The 12,737-nt window shown below is 38.1% G+C and carries 12 protein-coding genes; 8 read left to right on the forward strand and 4 right to left on the reverse strand.

The window, feature by feature from the left end; all coding sequences use genetic code 11:
* Positions 1-44: 44 nt before the first annotated feature.
* The 3 genes from htpG to JR347_RS03060 form a co-directional block, all read right to left on the reverse strand.
* Positions 45-1,937: a molecular chaperone HtpG gene (htpG, locus tag JR347_RS03050; RefSeq protein WP_205722582.1), complete on the reverse strand. Its 1,893-nt coding sequence runs from the start codon at positions 1,935-1,937 to the stop codon at positions 45-47.
* Positions 1,938-2,042: 105 nt separating this feature from the next.
* Positions 2,043-2,522 carry a hypothetical protein gene (locus JR347_RS03055; protein ID WP_205722583.1) on the reverse strand — a complete coding sequence of 160 codons (480 nt, stop codon included), beginning with the start codon at positions 2,520-2,522 and terminating at the stop codon, positions 2,043-2,045.
* 11 nt (positions 2,523-2,533) lie between these two features.
* Complete coding sequence (locus JR347_RS03060) at positions 2,534-3,049, reverse strand: DUF4293 domain-containing protein (RefSeq protein WP_205722584.1); 516 nt, start codon at positions 3,047-3,049, stop codon at positions 2,534-2,536.
* Between the two features lie 63 nt (positions 3,050-3,112).
* On the opposite strand from JR347_RS03060, the gene JR347_RS03065 reads away from it, so the two are divergent.
* The 5 genes from JR347_RS03065 (at position 3,113) to JR347_RS03085 (ending at position 8,116) form a co-directional block, all read left to right on the forward strand.
* On the forward strand, positions 3,113-4,312 hold the full coding sequence (locus JR347_RS03065) for a thiolase family protein (RefSeq protein WP_205722585.1): 1,200 nt from the start codon (positions 3,113-3,115) through the stop codon (positions 4,310-4,312).
* Complete coding sequence (gene truA, locus JR347_RS03070; protein WP_205722586.1) at positions 4,312-5,055, forward strand: tRNA pseudouridine(38-40) synthase TruA; 744 nt, start codon at positions 4,312-4,314, stop codon at positions 5,053-5,055. The genes JR347_RS03065 and truA overlap by 1 nt, the downstream gene beginning before the upstream one ends.
* A gap of 61 nt (positions 5,056-5,116) precedes the next feature.
* The gene (locus JR347_RS03075) at positions 5,117-6,829 is read left to right on the forward strand and encodes an ABC transporter ATP-binding protein (RefSeq protein WP_205723825.1); all 1,713 of its coding nucleotides are present in this window, start codon (positions 5,117-5,119) and stop codon (positions 6,827-6,829) included.
* 63 nt (positions 6,830-6,892) lie between these two features.
* Entirely contained in the window at positions 6,893-7,618 is a 726-nt protein-coding gene (locus JR347_RS03080; protein WP_205722587.1) for a hypothetical protein, read from the forward strand.
* The gene (locus tag JR347_RS03085; RefSeq protein WP_205722588.1) at positions 7,619-8,116 is read left to right on the forward strand and encodes a hypothetical protein; all 498 of its coding nucleotides are present in this window, start codon (positions 7,619-7,621) and stop codon (positions 8,114-8,116) included. It abuts the gene before it with no gap.
* On the opposite strand, the gene JR347_RS03090 is transcribed toward JR347_RS03085, so the two are convergent.
* A complete protein-coding gene (locus tag JR347_RS03090) occupies positions 8,117-9,907 on the reverse strand; it encodes an ABC transporter ATP-binding protein (RefSeq protein WP_205722589.1) in 1,791 nt (596 codons plus the stop codon).
* A 160-nt stretch (positions 9,908-10,067) separates the two neighbouring features.
* On the opposite strand from JR347_RS03090, the gene JR347_RS03095 reads away from it, so the two are divergent.
* The 3 genes from JR347_RS03095 to JR347_RS03105 all read left to right on the forward strand — a co-directional run bounded on the left by JR347_RS03095 (position 10,068) and on the right by JR347_RS03105 (position 12,725).
* Complete coding sequence (locus JR347_RS03095; protein ID WP_205722590.1) at positions 10,068-11,171, forward strand: Glu/Leu/Phe/Val family dehydrogenase; 1,104 nt, start codon at positions 10,068-10,070, stop codon at positions 11,169-11,171.
* Positions 11,172-11,263: 92 nt separating this feature from the next.
* Positions 11,264-12,403: a transcription antitermination factor NusB gene (nusB, locus tag JR347_RS03100; RefSeq protein ID WP_205722591.1), complete on the forward strand. Its 1,140-nt coding sequence runs from the start codon at positions 11,264-11,266 to the stop codon at positions 12,401-12,403.
* 7 nt (positions 12,404-12,410) lie between these two features.
* Entirely contained in the window at positions 12,411-12,725 is a 315-nt protein-coding gene (locus JR347_RS03105; protein WP_205722592.1) for a YtxH domain-containing protein, read from the forward strand.
* Positions 12,726-12,737 lie beyond the last annotated feature (12 nt).

A 12,737-nucleotide genomic window follows, 5' to 3' on the forward strand; every position in this document is an offset into this window, starting at 1 on the left:
TGAGTGTCTCCCTTGCGGGAGTGCCGGCAATGCCGGATCTATAGTTATTCAGCCGCTAGGCTTACACTGCGCTTGATAAAGTTAGTGAGGTCTTTACCTGTTAACATATTCTGCGACAGCATCGCTAAATCGAAAGCTTGCTTAGCCAATTGAGATTTCTTCTCTGCTTTTTTAGCTTTCAATATTTTATCTACCACCGGGTGATTGCCATTTACACTCACGTTGAACTGATCCGGCATATTACCCATCATGGCATATCCGCCTCCACCCATTTTACTCATATCCTTCATTCTTCTCATAAATTCAGACATGGTAATAGTTACAGGCATTTCATCTGGAGAAAGTGATTCAACTGAAACAGTCATGCTCGTGTTGTTAATAGCCTCCTCGAAGATTGTTTTTACTTTCTCTTCCTGTTCTTTCGTTAGAACGCTGTCAATCTTTTCGTCCTTATCTATGATTTTATCGATGGTTTCAGCATCCACACGCTTCAACTGAGTTTGCTCTAACTTCTGCTCTAAGAAATTCACATAATGGCTATCAAGCGGGCCGTCCATCAGTAACACATCATAAGATTTATTTTTAGCTGACTGGATGTATGTGTCTTGCTTACCTGCATCAGTAGTATACAAGTAAATCTTATTCTTGTCTTTATCTGTTTGATTCGCTTTTACAGCATCCTCATATTCGCCAAATGTGAAGAATTTGTCATCTACGTTTTTGAATAAAGCAAAGTCCTTCGCTTTTTCATAGAACTTCTCTTCGCTTAACATTCCGTATTTCACAAAAATGCCGATGTCGTCCCACTTCTCTTCGTAAGATTTTCTGTCGTTCTTGAAAAGTTCAGCTAATTTATCCGCTACTTTTTTAGTAATGTGACTGTTGATTTTCTTCACGTTACTATCAGACTGTAAGTAACTTCTAGAAACGTTCAATGGAATATCTGGTGAGTCGATAACACCATGCAATAACATTAAGAACTCTGGAACCACATCTTTTACTTCATCCGTGATGAACACCTGACGAGAGTATAGTTGGATTTTATTTTTCTGTACTTCAAAGTCATTCTTCACTTTAGGGAAGTACAAAATACCTGTTAGGTTAAATGGATAATCTACATTCAGGTGAATCCAGAATAATGGATCTTCCGCCATTGGATACAGCTCTTTGTAGAATTTTATATAGTCTTCATCTTTTAAATCAGATGGAGATTTTGTCCATAAAGGTTCTGTTTCATTGATGTATCTGTCTTTTTCAACAGACTTATATTTTGGCTTGCCGTCTTTGTCTTTTCCATCCTCAACGCTTTCAGTAGTCTTACCGAATTTGATAGGCACTGGTAAAAACTTGCAGTACTTATCTAAAATTCCTTTTATTCTCCATTCATCTAAAAACTCCTCAGAGTCATCTGCAATGTGAAGGATTACTGTAGTACCTCTATCTTTTTTGTCAGCATCAGAAATTTCAAATTCTGTAGAGCCATCACATACCCATTTTGCTGCGGTCGTTCCTTCCTGATAAGACTTAGAGATTAGCTCTACTTTCTTAGCCACCATAAACGCTGAGTAGAAACCCAGACCGAACTTACCAATGATATCCTGAATGTCTTCTTTGTCCTTAAACTTCTCTACGAACTCAGTAGCACCACTAAACGCGATTTGATTAATATATTTCTTAATCTCCTCCTCTGTCATACCGATACCTCGGTCTTCAATGGTGATCGTTTTCTTCTTTTTATCGAAGCTTATTTCTACAGTTGTATCACCAATTTCCTCTTTTAGCTCACCCAAAGAAGATAGCCTTTTTAACTTTTGGGTAGCGTCTACTGCGTTTGATACCAACTCTCTCAAGAAAATTTCATGATCCGAATACAAGAATTTCTTAATGATCGGGAAAATGTTCTCGGTGTGAATCGAAATAGTACCTTTCTCTGCCATTGTTACAATATTTTTAAGTGTTAATTAATTTCAATTAGCTGAAGGCCTAATTCCAAATACTATTCCAATAGCATTTTGGTGACAAAATGACAGTTGAAGGACTAATTAATTGAGCAATGTAAACGCCAATACGGTTTTATTTTGATCATTCGTGTCGATCACATCTTCACCATATTTATACAAATCAATAGTTACTCGTTGCCCCTTCCATTGCACTGAGTTGGTTACTCCCTTTTCAATAGCATCAACAATGGTTGCTGAACCGAACCTGACTTCCAACTTATTTCTAAGTTCGTCAAAATCTAAATTATTCAAATCTGGAAAGTAAAAATCCATGTATTCTAACTTTTCATTATTGAATCCCAGATTTATATCAGAGGTTTTGAACTCAAACACCTCATCCAAGCTGGAATGAGAGTACTTGTAGTATTTTAGTCCATAAGAGATAATGAGATCAAGCTGTAAATCTCCGGGTAAGTCTTCCGGACTGGAACTAAAGCTTATATTCTCAAAAGACTGAAGATCGTCTACGTTTTGAAATACCTGGGCATGGTTATGTGCACTTAATAAAATTCCTAAATACACGGCCCATATCATTACCTAATCCTATCCACCGAACGAACAAGGCGTTCGTCTTTTCTAATAAATCGGTTGGCAATTATATTACAAATCATAGCAGCGGCCGGTAAAAACAAGCCGGGGCCATAAGCACCACCATTGCTAACCATAGAATTGATCAGGTCGGTAGCAAAATAAACACCTATGCCCAATGTACCAGCCATTAACATGGCATTTAATGCGCCAAGCTTCATTTGTAAAAGCCTGTTTTTAAACTTAGAAATTTCTAAAATGGCAATAACCATTGTGGTAGCTGCCAATACACCAACGAATAAATAAGGGTAATACACTTCTGTTAATGAACCGTCTTCAAGCGAAAATATGTTAAGCTTAAGATTAAATAGTTGATGAGTAATAATTCCTTCTTCATTGGTAAGCGTCCATAATGGAAAAAGGAACGATAGGCCCATGAACAAAACAACTAGTATTAAAAAGATAGTTTGAATTCGCTGTAACATATGATTGAACTGGTTATGCCAAGGTGCTCTTGACATTTTTCGGTTTATTTGCAGCGCAAATGTAAAAGAAACCATTCTGTTTAAAAAGAAAAGAATTCTATGAAAACTGCCTATATCGTTGATATTCTTCGAACGCCCGTTGGAAAATTCGGAGGAACATTAGCTACTGAAAGACCAGATGACCTGGCCGCTTTTGTCATTAAAAAGCTTATTGATAGAAATCCATCTCTTGATGTTAAATTAATTGAAGATGTGGTTTTCGGTGCTGCAAATCAGGCAGGTGAAGATAATCGGAACGTGGCTCGAATGGCTGGTTTATTAGCGGGATTACCCATTGAAACGGGCGGAGTAACGGTTAATAGATTATGTGCTTCAGGGCTGCAATCAATAATGGATGCTTCAAGAGCTACTATGCTTGGAGAAGGAGCCGCGTATATTGCAGGTGGGGTAGAAAGTATGACGAGAGCACCATTTGTAACAGCCAAGTCCGAATCAGCATACGGCAGAACCATGGAAACGTATGATACTTCCATAGGCTGGAGATTTATAAACCCTAAACTAGCCAAGCTTCATTATCCCTATGCGATGGGAGAAACTGCCGAAAATGTTGCCGAAAAGTGGAAGATAAGCCGAGAGCAACAAGATGAGTTTTCCCACAATACTCAGGTAAAATATCAGGCTGCACACGAAGAAGGAAAATTCAAGAATGAAATTGAAGCCTACACAATACCTCAAAGAAAGGGTGACGATATTGTCTTTAGTAAGGATGAACACCCAAGGCTATCATCTGTAGATAAACTAGCCACTTTAAACCCCGCCTTTAAAGAAGGTGGCACTGTTACAGCAGGTAATTCATCAGGCATTAACGATGGTGCTGCTGCATCACTCATTGTAAATGAAGACACACTAAAAGAGTTTAACCTTAAGCCAATGGCTAGAGTTGTATCCATGGCTATTGCGGGTGTAACCCCTGACTGTATGGGTATAGGCCCGGTTCCTGCTACTCAAAAAGCACTGAAAAGAGCTGGATTGAAAGTAAATGACCTGGATTTAATTGAATTAAATGAAGCTTTTGCAGCACAATCTATCGCTTGTATGAATGATTTAGGGTTAGATCCTGCCAAAGTAAATGTTAATGGTGGCTCTATAGCCATTGGGCACCCTTTAGGTGCCAGCGGAACCAGAATAACAGCAACTCTGCTTCATGAAATGCAAAAAAGAGATAATGCTAAATATGGTCTGGCAACTATGTGTATTGGTGTTGGACAAGGCGCTGCTGTGATATTTGAAAAGTTATAATGCGCTACTTTTTTGAGATAGCTTATAATGGCACCCCTTTCCACGGTTGGCAAAAACAAAACAATGCCAAAACTGTGCAGGAAGAGGTAGAAAAGGCTTTGTCAAAAGTTCTTCAGCGGGATGTTTCTATCTTAGGCAGTGGCCGAACAGATACGGGTGTTCACTGCGAACAGCAGTTCTTTCATCTGGAAACGGATGATAAGTTATCAACGCAATTAGTATATACGCTCAATAAAATGCTCGCTCCGGAAATAGCTATTAACAACATGTTTCCAGTAGTTGAAGATGGGCATGCCCGATTTAGCGCAATATCAAGGAAATACGAATATCGCATCACCATCAAAAAAGATCCATTTCAGAAAGATTTCAAATATTTCTTTAATAGGCCATTGGATATTAAAACCATGAATGAGGCCGCTGCGTTATTAATCGGGAAACAAGATTTTGAGTCTTTCAGCAAAGTAAAAACCGAGGTAAATAACTTTGTTTGTGATATAACCGAAGCAGAATGGAAGATTGAGGGCACTGACCTTATTTTTCATATAAGAGCAAATAGATTTTTAAGAGGAATGGTGCGAGCTGTTGTTGGAACATTGTTGGACGTTGGGCTTGGAAAAATAGCTCCAATGGAACTTAAAAATATTATCATTGCTAAAAATCGTAAACATGCAGGGGCAGCAGCCCCCGCACACGGATTGTTTTTAACGGAGGTCACTTACCCTTCAGAAATAAGAAAGAAATAGATTGGAAAAAGAGCAGGAAACCAGTGGGAATATAGTCGACTTCAAAGTACTGAAGCGTTTAATGCAGTTTGTAAGACCCTACAAAATGCAGTTCTACTTACTCATCTTTCTCACCATCTCGCTCGGTATTTTAGCTCCGCTTCGTCCGTGGGTAATTCAACTTACACTAGACAATGAAGTTGCTGTGGGAGATTACAACGGCCTCATTAATATGGTCATCCTTCTCGTTGGTCTATTAATTTTTCAATCAGTTGTGCAATATGCGCACACCTATATGTCGGGCTGGCTAGGGCAACACATTATTAGAGATATTCGAATCCGACTTTACAAACATTTGGTAAGTCTTCGTCTAAAGTTTTTTGATAGAACCCCTATAGGCCGATTGGTTACTCGAAATGTATCTGATGTAGAAACTTTAGCCGATGTGTTTAGTGAAGGTCTTGCGGCCATGGTTGGTGATTTACTTCAATTGATCTTCATCCTAGGTATAATGATTTATACAGATTGGAGATTGGCACTTGTAAGTTTGTCTACACTGCCGTTGCTTATCATTAGCACGTATGTATTTAAAGAAAAAATTAAGGTAGCATTCAATGATGTTAGAAATGCTGTATCCAACCTAAATAGTTTTGTTCAGGAGCACATCACAGGTATGAGCATCGTTCAGATTTTTGGTAGTGAAAAGCGAGAGTACAAAAAGTTTACTGAAATAAACAGAGAGCATAGAAGAGCTAACCTAAAGTCTGTGCTATATTATTCCATCTACTTCCCTGTGGCAGAAATAATAAGTGCAGCAGGAATTGGCCTTTTGGTTTGGTATGGTGCAAAAGGTGTTATTCATCAAGAAGAGACTGGTATTACTTTGGGTATGCTCATTGCTTTTATTATGTACATTCAAATGTTCTTCCGCCCCATCAGAATGATTGCCGACCGATTCAATACTTTGCAATTAGGTATCGTGAGTTCATCCAGAATAATGAAATTGTTGGATAATGAAGAGCACATACCAAACAATGGAACCTATGTACCAACAACCATTGATGGAGAAGTTGATTTCGATAAAGTGTGGTTTGCTTATAATGACAATGAGTATGTATTAAAGGACATAACGTTAAAAGTAAACCCAGGGGAGACAGTGGCTTTGGTTGGCGCGACCGGTGCCGGAAAATCATCCATCATCAACTTATTAAACCGCTTTTATGATATCAACAGAGGTTCAATTCATGTAGATGGTAAAAATATTCAGGAATATGACTTGGATGCCCTGCGTTCAAATATTGGCGTGGTTTTACAAGATGTATTCCTCTATTCTGACACAATTAAGCATAATATTACTTTAGGCAACCCTGATATTAGTGATGAAGATATTATGCGAGCTGCTGAACTTGTGGGAGCTAAAAAATTTATTGAACGCCTACCCGGAGGCTTGAATTATAATGTAATGGAAAGAGGTGCCACTCTATCAGTGGGTCAGCGCCAACTTATCTCATTTGTAAGAGCCATGGTGTACAATCCTAAAATTCTGGTTTTGGATGAAGCTACATCGTCAGTGGATACAGAAACAGAAGAAATGATACAAAAGGCCATTGACAAAATGATGAAGGGAAGAACGGCCATAGTAATTGCCCACCGACTTTCCACCATACAGCAGGCTGATAACATTATTGTATTAGATAAAGGTGAAATCAAAGAAAGTGGCTCTCATGAGGAGCTCCTCAACAAGGGTGGCTTTTACACTCAACTGCACAATATGCAGTATAAAGAAATTGTCTAGTTCTTATCGATTTATTTAATCAATTTCGCTTGATTATATAATTGTGGCTAATTTAGTTGGCTAATGTTTAGATTGACCAAATTTTTTCTAATCGTTTTTCTTTTTATTCTGGTGGCAGATGAAGTGCATGCTCAGAAGAGAAAAAGACCAACCGCCACTTCCCATCATAGAGGGAGGTTTAAATCTATTAATATTAGCCGTGCCAAGGCCAGTGTTGTCTGCCCTGTGTTTGAAGACAGTCAATATCCCTATCATGGTATAGGTGTGAAAGTGGGCGATCCGTTTGCTTTAACCTATAAATTCTATGCTACTAAAAATTTCAGTATCGTACTAGATGGTGGTAAAACAGCCAGCGGACTCTATAGTAAGTACTACCGAGAGAATTTCGATAATATAACTCGCCCAGACACTCTGCTACAGGATCAAGGAGTTGAATACCTGGGCCATGTAGTTGAAAAAGACCTCGTTTTTGAAGGAAAATTTTTATACCAACGTGATGCTTCAAAACTTTTAAAAGGCTTACAATGGTATGTGGGGGCTGGTGTTCAATATCGTGATACCGAAATTCAATATGAGTATTTAGTGGATGTCTCATTCGACAGAACAGAAATTGATACGTTTGATGAAGCTTTTATCTCACTGGGTCCTACTGTAGCCGTTGGTATTGAATACTCTTATTTCACAATACCCATAGCAGCCTTCATGGAAATTGAATGGTACACCGATTTAGTCAACGATCCAGGTTGGCAGAGATTTCAGGGTGGTGTAGGTCTTAGATTTGTTTTCTAAATGACAAAGAGACTCTTAATAGCAGTTTTAATTGTTTCCGTTTTTACCTTTATCATCTACTTCTATTTGGGTGGATACAATAAGGTTGACTTCGAACTGGTAAATGAAGATTTAACGATTTATGGTGCACCCTACCAAGGCAGTATAGAAGGTGGGGAATTAGATAGCCTTATTTCACATTTTCAACAATTGTCAAGAACTACTAACAAAGAGTTTACTGTCGTTGATTACTTTTTAAATTCTGAAGATTCTATCAAACAATTTATTGGGCTTAAATCATCTTCAGAAATAAACATTCCGTCTATAGAAATGAGAGAGGTAACGATGCTAAGAGCAAAAATTACAGCACATCCTTTGGTAATGCCACTACCTGAAGATGTTAAAAAAGCCGCTGAGAACTTCGCTTCGGAAAACGAGTATCGCCTCGATGATTTCTCGATTGAGATTTATTCTGAAAAAGGTGAATTGACGGTGCTTTTCCCAGTGAAAGCTAACTAGTTACTCCTCTAGGTACTCCTCAGCAGACATCTGTTTATCATATAATTCTTTGTATGAACCGTTAATTGCCATCAGTTCATCGTGAGTGCCTTTTTCAACTATTTGGCCATCATCAAGCACTACAATTTTGTCCGCCAATTTAGCTGAAGAAACCCTATGGGAGATGATGATAGTAGTTCTGCCTTTCATGATCTTCTTCATACTGTTAAGTATAGTATTCTCCGTTTTCATATCAACGGCTGAAAGCGCATCATCCAGCATTAATATTTTCGGATTTCGAGCAACTGCTCTGGCAATGGATACGCGCTGTTTCTGGCCTCCACTAAGTGTTATGCCACGTTCACCCACCCGAGTATTGAACCCATTAGGGAAGTCCATGATATTGCCATAAACATCTGCATCTTTTGCTGCTTTTATAACAGTTTCCTCGTCCGACTCATCACTACCGAAAGCAATGTTATTAAATATGGTATCACTGAATAAAAATACGTCTTGTGGCACGTACCCAATCTGACTTCGAAGACCTACCACATCGTATTTGTCGATGGTTTCACCATCAATTTTCACTTCACCAGAAGTGGTGTCATACATTCGGCTGATCAGGTTCGCAATGGTACTCTTGCCCGAACCTGTCGTTCCGATAATTGCTAATGACTCTCCAGGATTTACGCTGAATGTTATATCCTTCAAGGCTTCAATTCCGGAATCAGGATATACAAACCCAACATCTTTGAATTCGATTTTACCATCTAACTCTTTTTTAATTCCCTCTGAAGAAACAATATCATTCTTCGTTTTAAGAAACTCATTAAGCCTTTTCTGTGAAGCTGCGGCACGTTGTATAATACTACTTACCCATCCTAAAGAGGTTACCGGCCAGGTAAGCAAGTTTACATAAATGATAAACTCCGCAATGTTGCCGAAGGTCAGGGTACCTTCAATCACCTGAGCACTGCCGGCATAAATAGTGAGAATAGTACTGAGGCCAATCAAGGCCATTATTAAAGGAAAGAACAATGCCTGAACTCTGGTCAAGTCAAGCGATTTTTCTTTATAGTCATTGCTCTCTATAGCAAACTTGTTAATCGAGTCATTTTCGCGTGTAAATGATTTCAAGACTCTAATTCCTGAAAATGCCTCCTGCACATAAGTCGATAATCCACTTTGACTTATTTGTATTTCTTCTGACCGTTTATTAATAATATTATTCACATAATAGATGCTTACCGATAGAATTGGCAATGGAATGAGCGCGTACATTGTTAATTCCACATTAATAGAAAACATATAGGGAATCAGCATGGCAAACAATGTTATAAGGCTCAATCCATACATAATAGAAGGCCCAAGATACATTCTCACTTTGCTCACATCTTCGGAGATCCTGTTCATTAAATCTCCTGTATTATTTCTTCTGTAAAAACTTAGTGGTAACGATTGGTAATGCGAATAGATTTCATTTTTCAAATCATACTCCACCAGGCGAGACATCACAATAATTGTTTGGCGAACCATAAATAAGAACGCCCCTCGCAAAAGAGCCATCAATAAAATAATTCCTCCATAAATGAGGATGCTCAAAGCAAACGTTTCATACATGCTTTGCTGTAGCTCCAGGTTTTGAAAAGATTTATAAATTAATATATTGTCTCCCACAAGATCCAATGCATATCTCACGAGCTGTGCAGGTATAATCTGAAAGATGTTGGAGATAATAATGAAAAGGATACCTAATGCCAGATGGTACTTATATTTCCAAAGATATTTATTTAGATAGCTGAGTTCTTTCATAGAAAGCTTTCAAATACAACGCATTGAGTTGCGAATGGTTGTTTCAATCGTTTGCTTTGATTGAATTATTATAAAAAAGGATTAATTTTGCGCCACAATTTTCATGAGACTATCTCTTTTGATCGGCTCAAAACTACAACAAACAACTAATTAGCGCATTATGATGGATGTAAAAGAAATGGAAAAGGTAGAGGGAGGATTTCTGTTTTCAGAGGTCTCTAAGTTAGGTCATGAGCAGGTAGTATTCTGTTATGATGAACCCACCGGATTGAAAGCCATTATTGGAATTCATAACACCGTATTGGGTCCGGCATGTGGCGGTACCAGAATGTGGAATTACACCAACGAGCAAGAAGCTCTTACCGATGTTTTACGTCTATCCAGAGGTATGACCTACAAATCGGCTATTTCAGGATTGAACTTTGGTGGTGGTAAGGCAGTGATTATTGGTGATGCCACAACAATGAAAACTGAAGGGTTTTTAAGAAGATTCGGAAAGTTTGTTGAGAGCCTTGGTGGAAAATACATCACTGCGGAAGATGTGAATATGAAAACCCGTGATATGGAAATCATAGGTATGGAAACGAAATATGTAACTGGCCTACCGGAAGTAAGGGGCGGTGGTGGAGATCCATCTCCTGTAACGGCTTATGGTACATATCTGGGCATGAAAGCTACTGCCAAAAAAGTATTTGGATCTGATAGCCTTACAGGTAAAAAAGTGGCCGTTCAAGGCGTTGGTCAGGTGGGTATGTACTTAGTGGAGCATCTGGCAAAAGAAAATGCCAAATTATATATCACAGATATTTCTGAGGCTAAGCTAAAGACTATCTCAGAAAAGTTTGGTGCCACTGTGGTTGGGATGGACGAAGTGTATGATTTAAATGTCGACATCTACGCACCATGTGCATTGGGAGCTACTATTAATGATGATACTATTGAAAGACTAAAATGCCAGATGATTGCCGGTGCTGCTAATAACCAGTTGGCCGATGAAAAGAAACACGGCTATATGTTAGTAGATAAAGGCATTACTTACGCGCCAGATTTCTTAATTAATGCAGGTGGTATCATTAACGTTTATGAGGAATATTTAGGCAATTACAATAGAGAAAGTGCTTATCTGCAAGCAGAAAATATTTACAATACGTGTTTAAACATCTTTGATGTTGCTGAAAGCGAAAATATATCTACTCAAGATGCGGCTATTAAGCTAGCTGAAAAGAGAATTTCAGATATCGGTAACGTTAGATTGCCGAGATAAAATTAAATACCCTAATTTTGCGGTCTTGAAAGTGGTGGCTTCTTGCCACCGCTTTTGTTAGAAACAAAAAGGTTTTTAATTCAATACTGTAAATGCTCAATAGACGCACCCTACGCATCAAAGCGATGCAAACTCTTTTTGCCTACAAGCAAAGCCAGGAAGCTAATTATGCTCTTGCCTTAGATTTTATTGCCGAAACATTCTCGCCCGATTTAAATTCAATGGAGGTACAGGATAAAGAGCAGTTAAAAAAGGATAAAGCGGAAGCTTCCAAAATATTTAAAACTCACTTCGAAGAAAAAGACTATCAGGCAGAGGCTGATAACAATATAGAGTCTGTTGTGGAAGAGGCGATAAGAGACTATCACAAAAGAAACCTGAAAGATCAGAAGCACTTTAATAAAACGATGATTCAGGAGGCTGAGAAAATAGTGGATCGCTATATTCTCATCCTATTGTTAATAGTTGAGTTTGCAGACTTAGCAGAAAAAGATCATAAACTCAATCAAACAACCTTTGTTAAAAATTTGTTAATCAAAGCCATAAGGTTCAATAAGTCTGTTGAAACACTTAGCTTGAGGCGAAATTTAAATTGGTCTAACGAGACTGATCATTTAAGACAGTGGTTTAAAGATATTTTAAAAACTGACGAAAAATATAAAGAGTATGTGAAGCTGGAAAACGCGTCTTTTAAAGATGATCAGGAAATAGTGCTTCACATTGCTAAAAATATCATTTTCAAAAATGAGCTGATCGAAGGCTTTATGGAAGAAAGTGATATTAATTGGGATGAGGACAGAGCCATAATAAAAAGCTTGGTAACCAAAACCCTAAAGTCAATCCCCGAAGAAGATGTAAATGAAGAATTTGAACTTCAAGAACTTTCTTACAACTGGGAAGATGACAAAACGTTCTTTCAGAAGCTGTTTGAAGAGAGTATAAAAGTAGAGGAAGCATATAACTCACTTATAGCGGAAAAGACTAAAAACTGGGATATTGAACGAATTGCCGCCACCGATAAAGTAATTATCGAAATGGCAATAGCAGAAATGATCAATTTCCCCAGTATTCCTGTTAAAGTGACAATTAATGAATATATTGAGGTGGCCAAAAGATACAGTACTCCCAAAAGTAAAGTTTTCATTAACGGTGTGTTAGATGTAATAGCCGGAGAGTTGGAAAATAGAGGAGTAATAAGAAAAAGTGGCCGTGGATTAATAGACAATAAATAAAAATAGTATGAGCAAGAAATCAGGAAACACTTTTATGGCTTTTCTTCTTGGAGCAGCTACAGGTGCAATAGTAGGAATACTTTATGCACCGGATAAAGGGTCTAATACAAGAGACAAATTAACTTACAGGTTGGATAAGTATAAGACTATGCTTGAAGATCTGCTTGATGATTTGGTGAATCACAAAGATGGCCCGTTAAGCGAAGCAAAAACTCATGGCGAAAAAGTTGTGAACGATGCGAAAGAAAAAGCTGAAAGATTATTAGAGGATGTGGATGAGTTGATCAGCCACATAAAAGGAGGAGAAAAAGAGAAAAGTTAAAAATCTTTAGAA

The organism is Fulvivirga lutea, assembly GCF_017068455.1.
In the GTDB taxonomy this organism is placed as follows: Bacteria; Bacteroidota; Bacteroidia; order Cytophagales; family Cyclobacteriaceae; genus Fulvivirga; species Fulvivirga lutea.

Bases quoted from the DNA above. Each gene is read 5' to 3' on its own strand.
- JR347_RS03095 (WP_205722590.1), top strand. From the start codon at position 10,068: ATGATGGATGTAAAAGAAATGGAAAAGGTAGAGGGAGGATTTCTGTTT.
- JR347_RS03065 (WP_205722585.1), top strand. From the start codon at position 3,113: ATGAAAACTGCCTATATCGTTGATATTCTTCGAACGCCCGTTGGAAAA.
- JR347_RS03075 (WP_205723825.1), top strand. From the start codon at position 5,117: ATGCAGTTTGTAAGACCCTACAAAATGCAGTTCTACTTACTCATCTTT.
- JR347_RS03085 (WP_205722588.1), top strand. From the start codon at position 7,619: ATGACAAAGAGACTCTTAATAGCAGTTTTAATTGTTTCCGTTTTTACC.
- JR347_RS03105 (WP_205722592.1), top strand. From the start codon at position 12,411: ATGAGCAAGAAATCAGGAAACACTTTTATGGCTTTTCTTCTTGGAGCA.
- JR347_RS03080 (WP_205722587.1), top strand. From the start codon at position 6,893: ATGTTTAGATTGACCAAATTTTTTCTAATCGTTTTTCTTTTTATTCTG.
- JR347_RS03060 (WP_205722584.1), bottom strand. From the start codon at position 3,049: ATGTCAAGAGCACCTTGGCATAACCAGTTCAATCATATGTTACAGCGA.
- truA (WP_205722586.1), top strand. From the start codon at position 4,312: ATGCGCTACTTTTTTGAGATAGCTTATAATGGCACCCCTTTCCACGGT.
- JR347_RS03090 (WP_205722589.1), bottom strand. From the start codon at position 9,907: ATGAAAGAACTCAGCTATCTAAATAAATATCTTTGGAAATATAAGTAC.
- htpG (WP_205722582.1), bottom strand. From the start codon at position 1,937: ATGGCAGAGAAAGGTACTATTTCGATTCACACCGAGAACATTTTCCCG.
- nusB (WP_205722591.1), top strand. From the start codon at position 11,264: ATGCTCAATAGACGCACCCTACGCATCAAAGCGATGCAAACTCTTTTT.